Here is a 16305-nt window from a genome sequence, read left to right as displayed (position 1 = left end):
TTCGCACGGCGTGAGATTCTCGGGCCGCCCACCAGCATGACCAAGGGGAGAACCATGCACATCGGAGTCATCGGAGCCACCGGCACCATCGGCAGCCGGATCGTCACCGAAGCCCTCGGCCGCGGACACCGCGTCACCGCCTTCAGCCGCGACGCCTCCGCCATCCACGACCAGCGCGAAAACCTCACTTGGGCGAGCATCGACGCCCTCGACGCCGACAGCATCGCCGCCGCCCTGCCCGGCCTCGACGTCCTGATCAGCGGATTCCAGCCCGGCAACGGCGCCAAGGACATCGCCGACACCATCCAGCGCTCCATCGCCGACCCCACCGTCTACGCCACCGCCGCCCGCGCCCTGCTCAAGGCCCTGAACGGCCAACCCCGCACCCGGCTCATCGTCATCGGCGGCGCCGGCAGCCTCGAAATCGCCCCCGGAGTCGCCCGCGCCGACCACGACGACCTCATCCACGAGTCACTCGACGAGATCGGCATCCCCCGCGAGTACGCCGCCGCCGTCCGCGGCCACCGCGACGCCCTGAACGTCCTGCGCACCTCCAACCGGCTCTGGACCTACTTCAGCCCCGCCGAGCAGATCGCCCCCGGCGAACGCACCGACCGCTTCCGCATCGGCGGCGACCAGCCCGTCCTCGACGCCGACGGCCTCAGTCGGATCTCCGCCGAGGACGCCGCCGTCGCCCTCGTCGACGAGGCCGAACTCCCCCGGTTCGTCCAGCGCCGCTTCACCATCGGCTACTGAGCGACGGGCGGGGCCAACCGGGCCCACGAGCGGCCCTCGGCGGGGTCGCACCCCCAGGCGGCGCAGAGCCGCCGCACCAGCCGAAGACCCGGGCAGTCCGGCCCCGCGCGGTCGGACTGCCCGATGGCGGTGACCTCGATCCAGAGGCCGGCGGGGGCGGAGTACTCGAAGAGCACGTCGATGAGGTGGTGTGCGGGGGGAGTCCGGACCGCACTGGCGACCAGCTCGGTGACGATCAACTCGCCGTCGCCCGCGTAGTGTTCACCGTCCTTGAGGTCGGAGAGGAACCCCCGGAGCACCACCCGGGCGGCGGTCGGCGAGGAAGGATGTCGCGGGAGCGTGCACAGCTGATCGGCGAGGGCTCTGTCAAGGGCTTCGGGCATAGCGGTGCCACCTTTGGATGCATTGAGGATTTCGCGCGCGGGCAGGCCGCTTCGTGCACTCACTAGTGCGATTGCGCGATCAGTTCCATGATTAAGCATCGGCGGTCACCGTGCTGGTGACGAGTGATCAGCCGGTTCCAGGGAACGTCCTGACACAGGGGGCCTGCGCCGTGACCCGCAAGAAGTTCACGAACCCAAACCTGCGATCGAGTGCGGGCGCCGTGTTCGGCGCGGTGCTGAAGCAGCTGAGAGAGTCGAAGGGGATGTCACAGGGTCAGCTGGCGGTCCTCATCCCGTGCAGCCGCCCGCACATCTCCCGCATCGAGGCCGGCACCCGCAACCCGCAGGAGGACTTCGTCCTCGCAGCGGACCGACTGCTGGAGACGGGCGGCCAGTTGATCGATCTCTGGAAGGAGATCGACTGGTACGCACGGGTGGAACACCCCGACTGGTTCCGACGCTACGCGGGCTACGAGAACAAGGCCTCGAAGATCGGCGAGTTCCAGGTGGCCCTCATCTCAGGACTCCTCCAGACAGAGAAGTACGCCCGCGCACTGCTTGGATCGGGTGACGCAGCGGGCAACCCCGAACTTGTCGAGGAGCTGGTGGCCTCACGTATCGCCCGCCAGCACCGACTGACGGCCCCTGGGGGCCCGCTCCTCATGGTCGTCCACTCCGAGGCCGCACTGCACTCGCTCATCGGCGGTCCCGAGGTGATGTACGAGCAGCTCGGCCACCTGTTGACGGTTGGTCGGATGCCGAATGTCGTCATTCAGATCGCGCCGTTCAGCCTCGGCGAACGCATCCCGTTCGACACTCTCGTCTCCTTCCTCACCTCCCCCGACGGCCGGACGAGGCTCTATTCCGAGAGCCTGGACCAGGGACACTTCATCGAAGATCCCATGGAAGTCCAGCGCAAGCAGCGGGCCTATGATCTGCTCCAGGCAAACGCGCTGTCGCCGCGTGAGAGCGCCGATCGGATCCGCAGCGTCAGGGAAGGACTTCTCAACATGATCGCCACCAAGACCGACGCCCCATGGCGCAAGTCCAGCTACAGCGGGAACAACGGCGGCAACTGCGTCGAGGTGGCGACCACCCGCCCCGGGCGGCTCGTCCGTGACTCGAAGGACCCCGAGGGCCCCGTCCTCGACTTCAGCCCCGTCGCCTGGCAGTCCTTCATCGACGCCGTCCGCACCGGCCGACTGCACTGACGGGGGCTGCCACCAGCGGCGGCCGTTGCTATGGTTCTCCCCGCCACTACGGGTAGGGGGACGACTTGGCACGCAGAAGCAGTGTGATCGACGTCAGAGTGAGCCGGCGGGTGCTGTGGGTGGGCGGCGACGCCTATCCGCTCCACAACATCGCCCGGGCCCGGCAGTTCCAGCTGCTGCCGCCCAAGCGCGCGCGGGTGATCATCCGGTTCGTCCGGCAGGTGATCGGCCTGCTGGTGGCCACCGCCCTCCTCGGTTCGCTGCTCGGGAGCGGCGCGAACCAGGAGACGACCAAGAACGTGATCGGCCTGGTGGCGCTCGCGCTCTTCGCGGCCAGCCTCTACCGGCTGGTCAAGCGGCTGCAGATGCGCACGGTCTACCAGCTGATCATCGAGACCTCCAGCTCCTCGAACACGGCGGTGGTCAGCCACGACGCCCAGCAGGTCGGCAACCTGATCCAGCTGATCATGGAAGCGATCGACAACCCGCTGGCCGAGTTCGCGCTCCAGGTGGAGAACGTCCACATCGGCGACCAGATCAACCAGTACGGCGACCACAACACCGGAAAGAAGGTCAGCCTGTGAGCGGCGGCATCCACTTCGGGGACTCGGTCACCCAGCACGGCGACCACAACATCGGCATCATCAAGCACCAGGGCCCGGCCGACCCGCAGGCCGCGATGCGCGAACTCATCGCCGCTGTACGCCAGTTGCGCGAGCAGGTGCCGGCCGAGGACCGCGAGGTGCTGGACGAGTCGCTGGCGGACCTCGGCAACGGGCAGGCCACCCCGCCCGCCACCCTGCGCCGCGCCCTGCGCAACATCTCCGGCGTCGCCACCCTCGCCGCCGCCGGCGCCCCGGTGGTGGAGTCGATTCGCCGCATCCTGGACTCGCTGAGTTCCTGAGCGACGGCGGGCGGCCAGGCCCGAAAGTCACACCGGGTCAGAGACCTTCCTCAGTCAAGGAATCCTGCTAGCCTGACGCCATGAGCGGACTGCGGGAACGGAAGAAGGAGCGGACGCGGCGGGCGATCTCCGAGGCCGCGATCGCGCTCTTCCTGGAGCACGGCTTCGACCCGGTCCCGGTGGCGGACGTCGCGGCCGCCGCCGAGGTGTCGAAGCCGACGCTGTTCAGCTACTTCTCCACCAAGGAGGACCTGGTCGTCCACCGCTTCGCCGACCACCAGGACCAGGCCGCCGGCGTGGTCCGCGGCCGGGCGGCCGGCGAGACGGTGCTGGCCGCCCTGCACCGGGACTTCCTGGACGGGCTCGCCCGGCGCGACCCCATCACCGGGCTCAACGACGACCCCCGGGTCCTGGCGTTCAGCGATCTGGTGTACTCCACGCCGAGCCTGAAGGCCCGGGGCGCCGAATACCTCGCCCGCGCCGAACAGTCCCTCGCCCGGGCGCTGCACGAGGCCCCCGACCTGGCCCCGCCCCGGCGCCTCACCGCCCCCCTCCTCGCCGCCCAGGTCACCGCCACCCAGCGGGTCCTCGCCGAACACAACTGGCACCGGATCCGGGACGACGGCCAGACCGCCGACGAACTCCACTTCGAGGCCGCCACCAACGCCGACCGCGCCTTCGAACTCCTCACCGCCGGCTACGAAGGCACCGCCGGGCACCCGGGGCCCACCGGGCGCTGGGGCCCCGCCTGACACGGAGGCCCCACCGGCCCCACGGGCACCGCTGGTTAGAGTGCCGCGCATGACAATGCGTCAGCTCACCTTCGAACGGCTGCACAACTTCCGCGACCTGGGCGGCCACCCCGCCACCGACGGCCGGTCCGTCCGCCGGGGCCTGCTCTACCGCTCCGACTCGCTCGGCAAGCTCACCTCGCCCGCCGACCTCGACCGGCTCCAGGCCCTCGGCGTGCGCACCGTGATCGACCTCCGCTACCCCTGGGAGATCGCCGCCAAGGGCCGGGTGCCCGACTACGAAGGGCTGGTCTACCACAACCTCTCGATCGAGCACCGCCCCTACGACCAGGCCGAGATCGACCCGGACGTCGACCCCTGGCGGTACCTCGCCGACCGCTTCGCCGAGGTCGCCGAGGACGGGGTGGAGGAGATCCGCGAGGCCCTGGAGGTGATCACCGCCGCCGAGGAGCCCGTGGCCTTCCACTGCGCCTCCGGCAAGGACCGCACCGGGCTCATCGCCGCCCTCGTCCTCACCCTGCTCGGCGTCTCCGAGGACGACATCGCCGCCGACTTCGCCCTCACCGAGCTGGCCACCCCGCACCTCATCGCCGAGTGGCACGCCGCCCACCCCGGCCGCACCCTTCGCTGGCCCGGCTACGGACGCGCCCCCGAGACGGTCATCCGCCTCGCCCTCGCCGACCTCGCCGCCCGCCACGGCTCGGTCGAGGACTACGCCACCGGCGCCCTCGGCCTCTCCCCCGCCCGGATAGCCGCCCTCCGCTCCCGCCTGCTCACGGCCTGACCTTGCCTGATAGATCGTCAACGGCCAAGAAGGTGAATGGAGTTCACTCGAACACAGGTTGACCTAAACATGTCATGTCGCATTGCCCCCGCCTCCGCCGCGCTGCCAGGATCGGGCCACTGCCCAGACGAACCAACGGGAGAAACCCATGAGGATGCGTTCCGTTCTGCCCGTCGCCCTGCTGGCCGCGGCCGGCCTGTTCACCGGCGTCAACACCGCCTCGGCGGCGGGGTACCCCGGCTACCAGTGCTTCAAGACCGCCGACCGCGTCGAGTACTGCAGCGACGCCAAGGTCAAGAACCACACCGCGGGTTCCAACTGGATCAAGACCTGCCCGGCCGACGTCGTCGCGCACATGGGCAAGCCGTACATCGCGGCGAAGCGCCCCTCCGCCGCGCACAGCTGTTAGCACCAGGCACCAGGCACACCGAGCCCGCCCGGCAGACACCTGCCGGGCGGGCTCGACCGTTGGCGCGGCGGGCCTCAGCGGCGGCGCGGGCCGCCCGGGCGGCCGCCGTTGCGCGGCTTGCGGGGGCCGCGCGCGCCGGTGGCGGCGGCCGCCGGGGCGGGGGCCGTGGCGGGCCAGTGGGTGGGCCGGGTGAGGGTGGCCGGCAGGCGGGTGGTGGCATCGCCGCGGGCCGCGTTCAGCTGGGCCTGCGTGAGGAAAAGCGCCTCGGTGAGGTCGGCGCCGGAGAGCTCGGCGTCGCGCAGGTCGGCGCCGACGAGGTCGGCGAGGCGCAGGTCGGCGCCGCTGAGGTCGGCGGCGACGAGCAGGGCGCCGCGCAGGTTGGCCCCGCGCAGGTCGGCACCGCGCAGGCGGGCACCGAAGAGGTCGGCGCCGCGGTGTTCGCGGCGGCGGGGGACGGCGGCGCGGACGAGTTCGCTGGCGCGCAGCAGCAGGTCGCTGACGCGCTGCCGGTGGGCGGGGACGTCGACGGCGAGGATCTCCTCGGGGGTGCCGCCGGCGAGCCGGTCGGTCTCCTCCAGGGCCTGCCGCAGGTCGGCGTGGACCGGGCGGGCAGGGGCGTAGCCGAGCGCCTCGGTGAGGTACCAGAGCAGTTCGTGGAGCTGGCGCACCACCGGGAAGACGTCGTACATGGGCTTGGCGTCGGCCGGCGCCTCGCGCCAGCTGCGGCCGCCGAAGGTGACCTGGGAGACGCGCTGCCCGGCGCCGAAGCAGTCGTAGACGGTGCAGCCCTGGAAGCCCCGGTCGCGAAGGCGTTCGTGGATGCCGCAGGTGAAGTCGGTCTGCAGGTTGCGGCACGCGCTGCCGGCGGCCTTGTCGACGGCGAAGTCGGTACCGGCGCCGAAGGGCAGGGCGACGCAGCAGAGGCCGAAGCAGCTGGTGCAGTCGGAACGCAGCTCGGTCGGCTGAGCCGCCGTGGGGTGCTGCGGCGGCTCGGTCTCGCGCACGTCGCGTGGTCCTTCCAGCGTGGGCACCGGCCGTCCGGTGCGTCGAACCGCCAAGCCTACTGGGCGCTGGTCACACCCACCCCACCCCCGGTAAGGTGTCAATCGGCAGTGCGCCTATTACGAGGTGCACCCATGGCGCAGTGCGCCCATGGCATACGGGGGTAGGAGTGCAGGACCCGAGCATCAACGAACTCGTCCGGATGTGGATCGCCGGCTGGAGCGTCTCGCGCGGCGCGGCCGAAGCGGTGGACGAGCCCTGGGGCTGGACGATCGACGTCGGCGTGGTCGGCCACGTCGCCCGGCACGTGCTGCTCGAGCCGGCCGAGCCCGACGTCCGCAAGATCGCCGAGGCCACCACCGCACCGGGCACCTGGCTGAAGCTGTTCACCGAGGAGGCCGTCGTCCGGCCCTGGCTGGGCCCGCAGTGGCGGCTCGACCAGCCGGGGTACCTGATGACCGCCCCGCTGGGCGCCGAGCGGCCCGAGGTGCCGGCCGGCTACACGGTGACCACCTGGACCCGGGGCGGGATCGTCCGGACCCTGGTCCGCACCGAGGCCGGACACCTCGCCGCACGCGGCCAGGCAGGTCTGGCCGGCCCCGTGGCCGTCCCGGACCAGATCCTGACCGCGCCCGAGCACCGGCGCCGGGGCCTGGGCGCCCTGGTGATGCGGACCCTGCAGAACGCCGGGCACCAGGCGGGCGCCGACACCGCCGTCCTGGTCGGCACCCCGGACGGCCGGGCGCTCTACACCGCGCTCGGCTGGACCACCCGCTCCCCGATGGCGAGCCTGTTCTACGAGCCCGCAGTCGAGCCCGCGCCCGAACCCGCCACCGAGTCCGCCGCCGGACCGGGAGCCGAGTAGGGCAGCAGCTCGGCCCGCTTCGGCGGCCGGCCGTCGCCGGAGGAGCGCCCGGTGAGCCGGCGGCCGATCCACGGCCCCAGGTGGCCGCCCAGCCAGCGGGCGTCGGCGCGCAGCCGCTCGGCCCGGCCGGGCGGGGCGGCGGGCGGCAGCGGGGCGCGCCAGTCGAAGGCGGCGGGGCGGCCGAGCGCCTCCAACACCCCTTCGGCGACCCGGCGGTGACCCTCGGGCGACAGGTGCAGGCGGTCCTCGCCCCAGAGCCGGCGGTCGTCGAAGCAGGGGGCGGCGAACAGGTCGACGACGGCGACGCCCTCGTCCTGGCCGAGCTCGTGCACGAAGGCCTTCATCCGCAGGATGGCCGGGAGCAGCCGGGCGCTGCCCGCCATCCTGCGGGTCGGGTCGGTGCTGGTGAACAGCACCACGGTGGCGCCGGTGGCGCGCAGTTCCTCGGTGCAGCGGCCGAGCAGCCGCTCGACCCGGGCGATGTCGCAGCCGGGGCGCAGCGCGTCGTTGAGGCCGCCGACGAGGGTCACCAGGTCGGCGCCCATCGCGGTGGCGGCGGGGAGCTGCTCGTCGTGGATCTGGCCGATGAGCTTGCCGCGGACGGCGAGGTTCGCGTAGCGGAACACCTCGTCACCGCCGGCCTCGGCGGCGAGCGCGTCGGCGACCCGGTCGGCCCAGCCCCGGTAGTGGCCGTCGGGCAGCAGGTCGTCGCACATGCCCTCGGTGAAGGAGTCCCCGACGGCGACGTAACTGCGGTAGGTGGTGGGCACGGGCGGTCTCCGCTCTCCTCCGATGGCTCCGTGGCCCGACGATGCTACGCGCGGCCGGTCCGGGCCCCGGCATCGGACCCCGGCACCGGCACCGGCACCGGCACCGGACCCTAACCCGCGACGGGCGCCCCGTCGTCCGCCGTGCGGGGGGTGAACCAGTGCTCGCGGACGGCGTCGGTGGGCCGCTGCTCGCCGAGGGCGGGCAGGCCCCACTCCCCCAGCGCCTCGATCACCGGGCGCAGTTCGCGGCCGCGTTCGGTGAGCTCGTAGACCGTGGCGTTGGCGGGCCGTTCGAGCCGGCGGCGCAGGGCCAGGCCGTCGCCCTCCAGCTGCTTGAGCCGGGCGGCGAGGATGTCGGTGGAGACGCCGGGCAGGTCGGCGTGCAGGTCGGTGTAGCGGCGCGGGCCGCCGAGGAGTTCACGGACGATCAGGAGGCTCCAGCGCTCCCCCACCGCGTCCAGGGCGCGGGCGACGGCGCAGTACTGGTCGTAGCTTCGGCGTGACATGTGGATCAGCATAGCCAAAAGGTTGGACTTTCCAAGTGACAACTTGGTAGAACAAAGCATCAGCAACGATGCGGTGGTGACGGTCGGGAGGCCGCAAGTGGAGTTTCGGCAGTCCAGCAAGCTGAACAACGTGTGCTACGAGATCCGCGGCCCGGTGGTCGACCAGGCCAACGCCCTGGAGGAGGCCGGGCACAGCGTGCTGCGGCTGAACACCGGCAACCCGGCGCCGTTCGGCTTCGAGGCGCCCGAGGAGATCATCCAGGACATCATCCGCAACCTGCCCAAGGCGCACGGCTACAGCGACTCGCGCGGCATCCTGCCCGCCCGCCGCGCGGTGGTGCAGTACTACCAGCAGCGCGGCGTGACCGGGGTCGGCGTCAACGACGTCTACCTCGGCAACGGCGCCTCCGAGCTGATCCAGATGGCCGTCACCGCGCTCGTCGACGACGGCGACGAGGTGCTCGTTCCGATGCCGGACTACCCGCTGTGGACGGCCGTGGTCCGGCTGGCCGGCGGCAAGGCCGTGCACTACCTGTGCGACGAGCAGGCCGACTGGTACCCGGACCTCGACGACATCGCCGCCAAGATCACCGCCCGCACCAAGGCCATCGTCGTCATCAACCCCAACAACCCCACCGGCGCGGTCTACCCGAAGGAACTGCTGGAGGGCATCCTCGACCTGGCCCGCCGCCACCAGCTGATGGTCCTGGCCGACGAGATCTACGACAAGATCCTCTACGACGACACCGAGCACCACTGCCTCGCCGCCCTCGCCGACGACGTCCTCACCCTCACCTTCAACGGCCTCTCCAAGGCCTATCGGGTGGCCGGCTTCCGCAGCGGCTGGCTGGTCGTCTCCGGGCCCAAGCAGCACGCCACCGACTACCTGGAGGGCCTGACCATGCTCTCCGGCATGCGGCTGTGCCCCAACGTGCCCGCCCAGTTCGCCGTCCAGGCCGCGCTCGGCGGCCACCAGTCCATCAACGACCTGGTGCTGCCCGGCGGCCGGCTCACCGAGCAGCGTGACGTCGCCTACAAGGCCCTCAACGAGATCCCCGGCGTCAGCTGCGTCAAGCCCAAGGGCGCCCTGTACGCCTTCGCCCGGCTCGACCCGGCGGTGCACCGGATCGTCGACGACGAGCAGTTCGTGCTGGACCTGCTGCTCCGCGAGAAGATCCACGTCGTTCAGGGCACCGGCTTCAACTGGCCCCGCCCGGACCACTTCCGCTTCGTCACCCTGCCCCGCGCCGACGATCTGGAGACGGCCATCAACCGCATCGGCCGCTTCCTCGCGACGTACCGGCAGAGCTGAGCGCACACGACACGTCCTAGGCTTGTCGGCCATGACCGTCCTGCGTTCCGTCGCCCTGTTCGTCGTCGCCGCGCTCGCCGAGATCGGCGGCTGCTGGCTGATCTGGCAGAGCGTGCGCGAGCAGCGGCCGTGGTGGCTGGCCGGGCTGGGGGTGGTGGTGCTCGGCGGGTACGGCTTCGTCGCGGCGCTCCAGCCGGACAGCCACTTCGGCCGGGTGCTGGCCGCGTACGGCGGGGTGTTCGTCGCCGGGTCGCTGCTCTGGGGCGTGGTCGTGGACGACTTCCGGCCGACCCGCTACGACGTGGTGGGCGCGCTGGTCTGCCTGGCCGGGGTCGCGGTGATCATGTACGGGCCCCGGCGCTGAGCCCCCTACGCACCGGGCCCTCCACGCACGGGGCCCCGGCATCGAGGTGCGGACTCCTCGACGCCGGGGCCCGGCAAGCCGGTTCGGGGACTACCAGCCCCAGCCGCCGCCCTGACCGTCGTCGTCGTGGTCCGAGTCCCAGCCCTCGCCGACCTTGCGCAGGATCGTGTAGTTGTCGATCTGCGTGCCGTCCTCGGCCAGCGCGGTCACCTTCATGGACGACTTCTGGCCCAGGTGGGCCGGGGTGACGTCGACCTTGATGAAGGAGTAGCCGGTGTAGCGCACCCGCGACCACTGGATGGTCTCGGGGACCTTCACCTTGCCCTTCCCCCAGTAGTAGGTCTTCACCTCGTCCTGGTGGTTCTCGTGCCCCTCGTAGGTGTCCGGCACGTCGAACTTGTACAGGCTGCGGCCGGCCGCGCCCGCGGTCACGTAGACGACGCCGTCCTTCGCCGGCTCGATGGTGGCGCCGCTCGGCACCTGCTTCGAGACCTTGTTGCCGAGGATCGCGTCGGTGCGCTCGTAGATGTGGTTGTGGCCGTTGATGACCAGGTCCACCCGGAACTTCTCGAACAGCGGCACCCAGGCCTCGCGGACGCCGCCCTCGGAGGCGTGCGCGACGGTGGTGGAGAAGGCGCAGTGGTGGAAGAAGACCACGACGAAGTCGATCGTCTCGTCGTTGCGCAGGTCCTTGAGGGTGCGCTCCAGCCACTTGGTCTGCTTGTTCGCCGAGATGCCCAGGTTGGCCGGGATCTCGTAGGAGACGTCGTTGGCGTCGAGCGAGATGACGCCGACGTTCTTGTAGCGGAAGGTGTAGACACCGGGGACCTTGCGCGGGTCCGGGCCGTTGTCCGGGAGGAAGAAGCGGGTGTTCTCGCCGCCGTACCCGTTGGGCGAGTACCAGGCCTCGATGTCGTGGTTGCCGTAGGCGACCATCCACGGCACGGTCGCCGCGACCGTCTCGGTCTGGACCAGGAAGTCGTCCCAGGTCCTGGCGTTGTACACGGACTTGTCGGGGTCCGTGCCGGAGCCCGCCGGGTCGGCGTAGCAGATGTCGCCGGCGTGCAGGTGGAAGGACGGCTTCTGGGCCAGGATGACGTGGTCGTTGCCGGCCGCGTGCGAGCTGACGCCCTGGTCGCCGAAGGCGGTGAAGGTGAACGGCTCGTAGACCTTGCCCCAGCGGTGGTCGCGGGAGGGCGCGGTGCGGAAGGTGTGCAGGGTGGAGATCTGCTGCTGCGAGGCCGGGTCGAAGCCCTCGTGGCCGACACCGTAGTAGTAGGTGGTGTCGGGGTGCAGGTCCTCCAGCGCCACGTGCAGGTAGTACTGGTCCACCGGCTGGCTGTTCGGGCTCAGCGCCGGGGTGTGCAGCGTGCGGACCTCGGCCTGGAGCTTGTGGCTGAGCTCCCACGGGGTCTTGCCGAAGCGCAGGAACGGCTTCTTGACCGGCGCCGGGACCTGCCAGGAGATGCGGAACTGGGTGTCGGGCTCGGGGCCGAACTGGAGGTGGCGCCCGATCGGCGCGACCAGCGAACCGTCGACACCGGCCGTCGTGGCACCGGTCAGCAGCTGCGGGCTCGCCGGCGCGGCGAAGGCCGTTCCACTGCCCAGCGCGCCGCCGACGGCGACGGCACCGACGGTCACGGCGCCGGCGCGCAGCATCCGGCGGCGGGAGAAGCGGGCCCGCAGGTACTCGTGCTGCTCGGCCGTGCTCATGCGGTCGGCGAGCTTGGCCGGTACGCCCATGTGAGGGATATCCATGCGCGGGACTCTTCCAGCGGCGTGTTGACCGCACACGGACGCGGGGTGAACGGGCCGCAGCGCGCCGCCCATTCGAACGCCAATGTTCGACCATGATCAGGTAAAGGAGCGCGCCCGCACCGGACCGACCCCGGATCATGGCCCCGGCCGGCGGCGCGGCCTGAGCCACCGTCGGCGCCGCCGCGGACGGGGGCGCTCAGCCGGAGGGCTCGTCCCAGGTGGAGGGGGACCGGTTTCCGGTGCCGTCGCAGGTGCGGCAGATCTCGTCCCGGTAGGCGTGCTTGGCGCCGGTCGCGTCCACCCGGTAGCGGACGTACACCCCGGTGCCGTCGCAGAGGAAGCAGTTGCCGCCCCCGCCGCCCACCTCGGTGGTCCCGGTGCCCTGACAGGTCCGGCAGCTGAGGCCGGCGGTCCGGCCGGTGCCCGCGCAGATCCGGCAGACCGTCGTCATCGTCGTCCTCCCTGGGCGGAACCGCTGGCAGCCACCGGTCATGGTAGTGGGACCGCCGAGGGCGGCGTCCAGCGGATCCTGCTCGGCCGCCGGATCGGCCAACCCCGCTGCGTCCCAACCGTGATGAGGACGGATCGACTCCACCGTCCGCTACTCCGCCAGGCCCTCGCGGACCCGGCGGGACACCGAGATCAGCTGGAGGTCGAGCAGCCCGGGCGGGTCGGCCAGCCCGGGGCCGCCCGCGTGCACCCAGGCGGCTATCTCGTCGATCATGTCGTCCGCCAGCACGAAGCCCAGCCAGACCGGACGCCCGCCCGCCGCCCGCCCCTCCCCGGAGGGGCCGACCACCACCACGTTGGACTGGGTGCACACGTCCAGGCACTTGACCGCGCGGACCCGGCCCGCCGCACCCACCGCCGCCCGCAGCCGCTCGTACTGCCCGGCGTGGTCCACCCCCGGGTGCTTGGCCTCGGTGCCGCAGCAGCAGCCCCGGCAGACGGTGACGGTCACCGGGGAGGCGGCCGCCTGCTTGCGGTCCCGGTCTCGGCGGCTCATCGGCTCTGGAACTCCTCCTGGTCACGGGGCACGCTGCACGCGCAGCCTACCTGGCATGCCAAGAGGCACTGCCGGGTACCGGGTGCCGGGGTTCGGCGGCGGTCCGTAGGATGCCCCCATGGGACACGCGACCACCGAGAAAGCCGTACCGCGGATGCGCCTGGACGCCTCCAACGCGGCCAAGGTCGCGACCACCCTCCAGGCGCTGGCCACCCCCTCCCGGCTGCTGATCCTCGCCGAACTGCGCGAGGGACCGCGCGCGGCCACCGAACTCGCCGACGCCGTGGGCATGGAGCAGTCGGCCTGCTCCCACCAGCTGCGGCTGCTGCGCAACCTCGGCCTGGTCGTCGGCGAGCGCCGGGGCCGCTCGGTGGTCTACTCCCTGCACGACGACCACGTCGCCGCCCTCCTCGACCAGGCCGTGTACCACGTCGAGCACCTGCGGCTGGGCCTCACCGACGAGCGCTGAGGCCGCACCCGCCCGCGTCCACTAGGCCGTGGCCTGCGCCGCCGCGCGGCCGGCGGTGCGGCCGGAGAAGAGGCAGCCGCCGAGGAAGGTGCCCTCCAGGGAGCGGTAGCCGTGGACGCCGCCGCCGCCGAAGCCGGCGGCCTCGCCCGCGGCGTAGACGCCCGGGAGGGGTTCGCCGTCGGGGCGCAGGACGCGCGCGGAGAGGTCGGTCTCCAGGCCGCCGAGCGACTTGCGGGTGAGGATGTTGAGCCGGACGGCGATCAGCGGGGCGGCGCCCGGGTCGAGGATGCGGTGCGGCGGGGCCACCCGGATCAGCTTGTCGCCGAGGTAGCGGCGGGCGCCGTGGACGGCGGTGACCTGGAGGTCCTTGGCGAAGGGGTTGGCGAACTGCCGGTCGCGGGCCTCGACGGTGCGGCGCAGTTCGGCGGGGTCGATCAGCGCCTCGCGGGTCCTGGCGTTCATGCCGCGGGCGAGGTCCGCGAGGTTGCCCGCGACGACGAAGTCGGGCCCGTGCCGCAGGTGGCTTTGGACCGGACCGGGGGCGCCGGGCAGGGCGCGGCCGAGGACGCCGCGCACGGACTTCCCGGTCAGGTCCGGGTTCTGCTCGGAGCCGGAGAGGGTGAACTCCTTCTCGATGATGCGCTGGTTGAGCACGAACCAGGTGTGCCCGTACCCGGTGGACATGATGTGGTCGAGCGTGCCGAGGGTGTCGAAGCCGGGGAAGAGCGGGACGGGCAGCCGGTTGCCGCGCGCGTCCAGCCAGAGCGAGGACGGGCCGGGCAGGATGCGGATGCCGTGCCGGGCCCAGATCGGGTCCCAGTTCTCGATGCCCTCGGTGTAGTGCCACATCCGGTCGCCGTTGATGAGGCTGGCACCGGCGTCGCCGGCGATGCCGAGCATCAGCCCGTCGACGTGGGCGGGGACGCCGGAGAGCAGTTTGGCGGGCGGGGTGCCGAGCCGGGCGGGCCAGGCCTTGCGGACGAGGTCGTGGTTGCCGCCGATGCCGCCGGAGGTCACGATCACGGCCTGGGCGCGCAGTTCGAACCGTCCGGCGGCCTCGCGCGAGCTGGCCTCGCCGCGGGCCGCCGAACTGGGCACCAGCACCTCGCCGGTGACGGTGTCGGTGACGCCCGCGGTGGCGGCCAGGCCGGTGACCCGGTGCCGGAAGCGCAGGTCGACCAGCCCGCGGGCGGCGGCGGAGCGGACCCGGCGGACGAAGGGCTCCAGCAGTCCGGGCCCGGTGCCCCAGGTGATGTGGAAGCGGGGCACCGAGTTGCCCGGGCCGTCGGCGAGGAGGCCGCCGCGCTCGGCCCAGCCGACGACGGGGAAGAACCGGACGCCCAGGCCGTGCAGCCAGGAGCGCTTCTCGCCGGCCGCGAAGTCGACATAGGCCTCGGCCCAGCGGCGCGGCCAGGCGTCCTCGGGCCGGTCGAAGCCGGCGGTGCCGAACCAGTCCTGGCGGGCGAGGGCGTGCGAGTCGCGGATCCGCATCCGGCGCTGCTCGGGCGAGTCGACCAGGAAGAGGCCGCCGAAGGACCAGTGCGCCTGGCCGCCGAGCGAGGCCGCGGGCTCCTGGTCGAGCAGGATCACCTTCCGTCCGGCGTCGGCGAGTTCGGCGGTGGCGGCGAGTCCGGCGAGTCCTGCTCCGATGACGATGACGTCGGCGTCCAGGGCCATGCGCAGTCCTCCGTCGCGGCGGGCGGGACGGCGCGCGCGGGGTGGGCGCCGTCGCTGTGCGCCCGATACTGCGGCCTGCGGTGACGTCCGGTCAACCGGCCGGTAACAACCGAGTGCGGCAATTCCGCTCCACACCGTTTCGGAAATGTCTTCGATACACGGTGGAGCGAAATGCGAAATGCGATCTGACGGAATTTCGGAAATTTCCGCGCACGGCATGGACGTCCACGAAACCAACAAGTAACTTACCTGCGAGTAGCCGCGGCCCGGCCCGACCCCCACCCGTCGTTTCTCTCCCCCCAGGAGGAACCGTGCTCCGCCCTGCCCGGAAACCCCGACGCCTGCGCAGCTCCACCGCGCTCGCCTCCGTCGCCCTGGGCGCCGCCCTCGCGCTCACCTCCACCAGCGCCCAGGCCGCCACCCCGGCGCCCAAGCACCTCGTGGCGCTCGGCGACTCCTACGCCGCCGGCGCGGGCGTGCCCGGCCAGTCGGCGGGCCTGTGCCTGCGCTCCGACCGCAACTACGGCCACCTGGTCGCCGCCGCCCTCAAGGCCGGCGCCTACACCGACGTCACCTGCGCCGCCGCCAAGGTCAAGGCCATGACGCAGCCGCAGTACGACGCCTTCATCCGGGTCAACGACCCGCAGCTGGACGCGGTGACCCCCGACACCGACCTGGTCACCCTCGGCATCGGCGGCAACGACCTCGCGGCCAGCGACCTCGGCCTCGGCGAACTCGTCGCCACCTGCATCGCCGGCGCCGTCGTCAACCCGCTCGGCACGCCCTGCAAGGACGTCTACCACCACGGCTACTGGGACTGGAGCAGCTGGTCCTGGCAGTACGGCAACGACGACCTGGCCGAGCGGATCACCAGCAGCATCGCGCCGCAGGTCGCCGACACGCTGCGGCGCATCCGCGCCAAGGCGCCGCGGGCCCGGGTGCTGCTGGTCGGCTACCCGTCCGTGCTGCCCGCCGACGGCCGCTCGTGCATCCTGCGCCAGCCCGTGACCCCGGGCGACGTCGAGTACATGCACGGCGTGCTCGACAAGCTGAACGCCGCACTCAAGTCCACCGCGGCGGCCGGCGGCGCGACGTACGTCGACACCGCCACGCCCACCGCCGGGCACGACGTGTGCTCGGACGACCGCTGGATCGAGGGCGCGCTGCCCGGCTCGCCCGCCGTGCCGTTCCACCCGAACGCCACCGGCGAGAAGGTGATGGCGGACGCGGTGCTCGCCGCGCTGCGGTAGGCCCCGCAAACCCCGAGGGGGGCGGTGACCGGCGCTGCGGGCCACGTCGGCCCGGACCGCGATCGCCCGGCCGCCCTCGGCGGTGATGCCCGCGACGACCCGCTCGGCGCCCTTCGCATCCTCCCGG

Annotated in this window: 19 protein-coding genes and 1 pseudogene; 12 read left to right on the top strand and 8 right to left on the bottom strand. The window is 72.1% G+C overall.

From position 1 onward, the window contains the following. Positions 1 to 54 precede the first annotated feature (54 nt). Positions 55 to 756 carry an NAD(P)H-binding protein gene (locus AB0R04_RS14590; RefSeq protein ID WP_363371120.1) on the top strand — a complete coding sequence of 234 codons (702 nt, stop codon included), beginning with the start codon at positions 55 to 57 and terminating at the stop codon, positions 754 to 756. Here the strand turns inward: AB0R04_RS14590 and AB0R04_RS14585 are convergent. Continuing rightward, positions 750 to 1139 (bottom strand): hypothetical protein, encoded by a 390-nt coding sequence (locus tag AB0R04_RS14585; protein ID WP_363371118.1) that lies wholly within the window; start codon positions 1137 to 1139, stop codon positions 750 to 752. The two genes, AB0R04_RS14590 and AB0R04_RS14585, sit on opposite strands and share 7 nt — an antisense overlap. A gap of 170 nt (positions 1140 to 1309) precedes the next feature. Here AB0R04_RS14585 and AB0R04_RS14580 point away from each other — a divergent pair, with 170 nt between their 5' ends. The 6 genes from AB0R04_RS14580 to AB0R04_RS14555 all read left to right on the top strand — a co-directional run bounded on the left by AB0R04_RS14580 (position 1310) and on the right by AB0R04_RS14555 (position 5199). After that, positions 1310 to 2350: a Scr1 family TA system antitoxin-like transcriptional regulator gene (locus AB0R04_RS14580; RefSeq protein ID WP_363371116.1), complete on the top strand. Its 1041-nt coding sequence runs from the start codon at positions 1310 to 1312 to the stop codon at positions 2348 to 2350. Positions 2351 to 2433: 83 nt separating this feature from the next. Then, positions 2434 to 2934: a DUF6232 family protein gene (locus AB0R04_RS14575; RefSeq protein ID WP_363371114.1), complete on the top strand. Its 501-nt coding sequence runs from the start codon at positions 2434 to 2436 to the stop codon at positions 2932 to 2934. Beyond that, complete coding sequence (locus AB0R04_RS14570) at positions 2931 to 3254, top strand: hypothetical protein (RefSeq protein WP_363371112.1); 324 nt, start codon at positions 2931 to 2933, stop codon at positions 3252 to 3254. Before AB0R04_RS14575 ends, AB0R04_RS14570 begins: the two co-directional genes overlap by 4 nt. 80 nt (positions 3255 to 3334) lie before the next feature. After that, positions 3335 to 4006 (top strand): TetR/AcrR family transcriptional regulator, encoded by a 672-nt coding sequence (locus AB0R04_RS14565; RefSeq protein WP_363371110.1) that lies wholly within the window; start codon positions 3335 to 3337, stop codon positions 4004 to 4006. A gap of 49 nt (positions 4007 to 4055) precedes the next feature. Further along, positions 4056 to 4790 (top strand): tyrosine-protein phosphatase, encoded by a 735-nt coding sequence (locus AB0R04_RS14560; RefSeq protein ID WP_363371108.1) that lies wholly within the window; start codon positions 4056 to 4058, stop codon positions 4788 to 4790. Between the two features lie 148 nt (positions 4791 to 4938). Further along, complete coding sequence (locus AB0R04_RS14555; RefSeq protein ID WP_363371107.1) at positions 4939 to 5199, top strand: hypothetical protein; 261 nt, start codon at positions 4939 to 4941, stop codon at positions 5197 to 5199. A 74-nt stretch (positions 5200 to 5273) separates the two neighbouring features. Here the strand turns inward: AB0R04_RS14555 and AB0R04_RS14550 are convergent, their stop codons facing one another. Continuing rightward, a complete protein-coding gene (locus AB0R04_RS14550) occupies positions 5274 to 6203 on the bottom strand; it encodes a pentapeptide repeat-containing protein (protein WP_363371106.1) in 930 nt (309 codons plus the stop codon). Between the two features lie 167 nt (positions 6204 to 6370). Between AB0R04_RS14550 and AB0R04_RS14545 the strand changes: the two genes are divergently transcribed. Next, positions 6371 to 7066, top strand: a complete 696-nt coding sequence (locus AB0R04_RS14545; protein WP_363371104.1) for a GNAT family N-acetyltransferase — start codon at positions 6371 to 6373, stop codon at positions 7064 to 7066. Here the strand turns inward: AB0R04_RS14545 and AB0R04_RS14540 are convergent. Beyond that, entirely contained in the window at positions 6997 to 7836 is an 840-nt protein-coding gene (locus AB0R04_RS14540) for an SGNH/GDSL hydrolase family protein (RefSeq protein ID WP_363371102.1), read from the bottom strand. The genes AB0R04_RS14545 and AB0R04_RS14540 overlap by 70 nt on opposite strands. 152 nt (positions 7837 to 7988) lie before the next feature. After that, positions 7989 to 8342: pseudogene (locus AB0R04_RS14535) on the bottom strand (helix-turn-helix domain-containing protein); the annotation flags it as partial. A 97-nt stretch (positions 8343 to 8439) separates the two neighbouring features. Here AB0R04_RS14535 and AB0R04_RS14530 point away from each other — a divergent pair. Beyond that, entirely contained in the window at positions 8440 to 9654 is a 1215-nt protein-coding gene (locus tag AB0R04_RS14530) for a pyridoxal phosphate-dependent aminotransferase (protein WP_363371100.1), read from the top strand. Positions 9655 to 9685: 31 nt separating this feature from the next. After that, positions 9686 to 10018 carry a YnfA family protein gene (locus tag AB0R04_RS14525; protein WP_363371097.1) on the top strand — a complete coding sequence of 111 codons (333 nt, stop codon included), beginning with the start codon at positions 9686 to 9688 and terminating at the stop codon, positions 10016 to 10018. Between the two features lie 90 nt (positions 10019 to 10108). On the opposite strand, the gene AB0R04_RS14520 is transcribed toward AB0R04_RS14525, so the two are convergent. The 3 genes from AB0R04_RS14520 to AB0R04_RS14510 all read right to left on the bottom strand — a co-directional run bounded on the left by AB0R04_RS14520 (position 10109) and on the right by AB0R04_RS14510 (position 12782). Beyond that, on the bottom strand, positions 10109 to 11776 hold the full coding sequence (locus AB0R04_RS14520) for a metallophosphoesterase family protein (RefSeq protein WP_363371094.1): 1668 nt from the start codon (positions 11774 to 11776) through the stop codon (positions 10109 to 10111). Between the two features lie 196 nt (positions 11777 to 11972). Beyond that, the gene (locus AB0R04_RS14515) at positions 11973 to 12227 is read right to left on the bottom strand and encodes a hypothetical protein (protein WP_063347060.1); all 255 of its coding nucleotides are present in this window, start codon (positions 12225 to 12227) and stop codon (positions 11973 to 11975) included. A 150-nt stretch (positions 12228 to 12377) separates the two neighbouring features. Continuing rightward, on the bottom strand, positions 12378 to 12782 hold the full coding sequence (locus AB0R04_RS14510; RefSeq protein ID WP_063347061.1) for a hypothetical protein: 405 nt from the start codon (positions 12780 to 12782) through the stop codon (positions 12378 to 12380). Between the two features lie 118 nt (positions 12783 to 12900). Between AB0R04_RS14510 and AB0R04_RS14505 the strand changes: the two genes are divergently transcribed. Continuing rightward, positions 12901 to 13251, top strand: a complete 351-nt coding sequence (locus AB0R04_RS14505) for a metalloregulator ArsR/SmtB family transcription factor (protein WP_063347062.1) — start codon at positions 12901 to 12903, stop codon at positions 13249 to 13251. Between the two features lie 21 nt (positions 13252 to 13272). Here the strand turns inward: AB0R04_RS14505 and AB0R04_RS14500 are convergent, their stop codons facing one another. Continuing rightward, positions 13273 to 14928, bottom strand: coding sequence for an FAD-binding dehydrogenase (locus tag AB0R04_RS14500; RefSeq protein WP_363371089.1), 1656 nt, complete (start codon positions 14926 to 14928; stop codon positions 13273 to 13275). A gap of 311 nt (positions 14929 to 15239) precedes the next feature. Between AB0R04_RS14500 and AB0R04_RS14495 the strand changes: the two genes are divergently transcribed. Beyond that, positions 15240 to 16178 carry an SGNH/GDSL hydrolase family protein gene (locus AB0R04_RS14495; RefSeq protein ID WP_363371087.1) on the top strand — a complete coding sequence of 313 codons (939 nt, stop codon included), beginning with the start codon at positions 15240 to 15242 and terminating at the stop codon, positions 16176 to 16178. Positions 16179 to 16305 lie beyond the last annotated feature (127 nt).

It is taken from the genome of Kitasatospora sp. NPDC056731 (genome assembly GCF_040687675.1).
Classification (GTDB): domain Bacteria; phylum Actinomycetota; class Actinomycetes; order Streptomycetales; family Streptomycetaceae; genus Kitasatospora.
The sequence above is the reverse complement of the archived record's forward strand: the minus strand, read 5'-3'. Positions and strand labels throughout refer to the sequence as shown.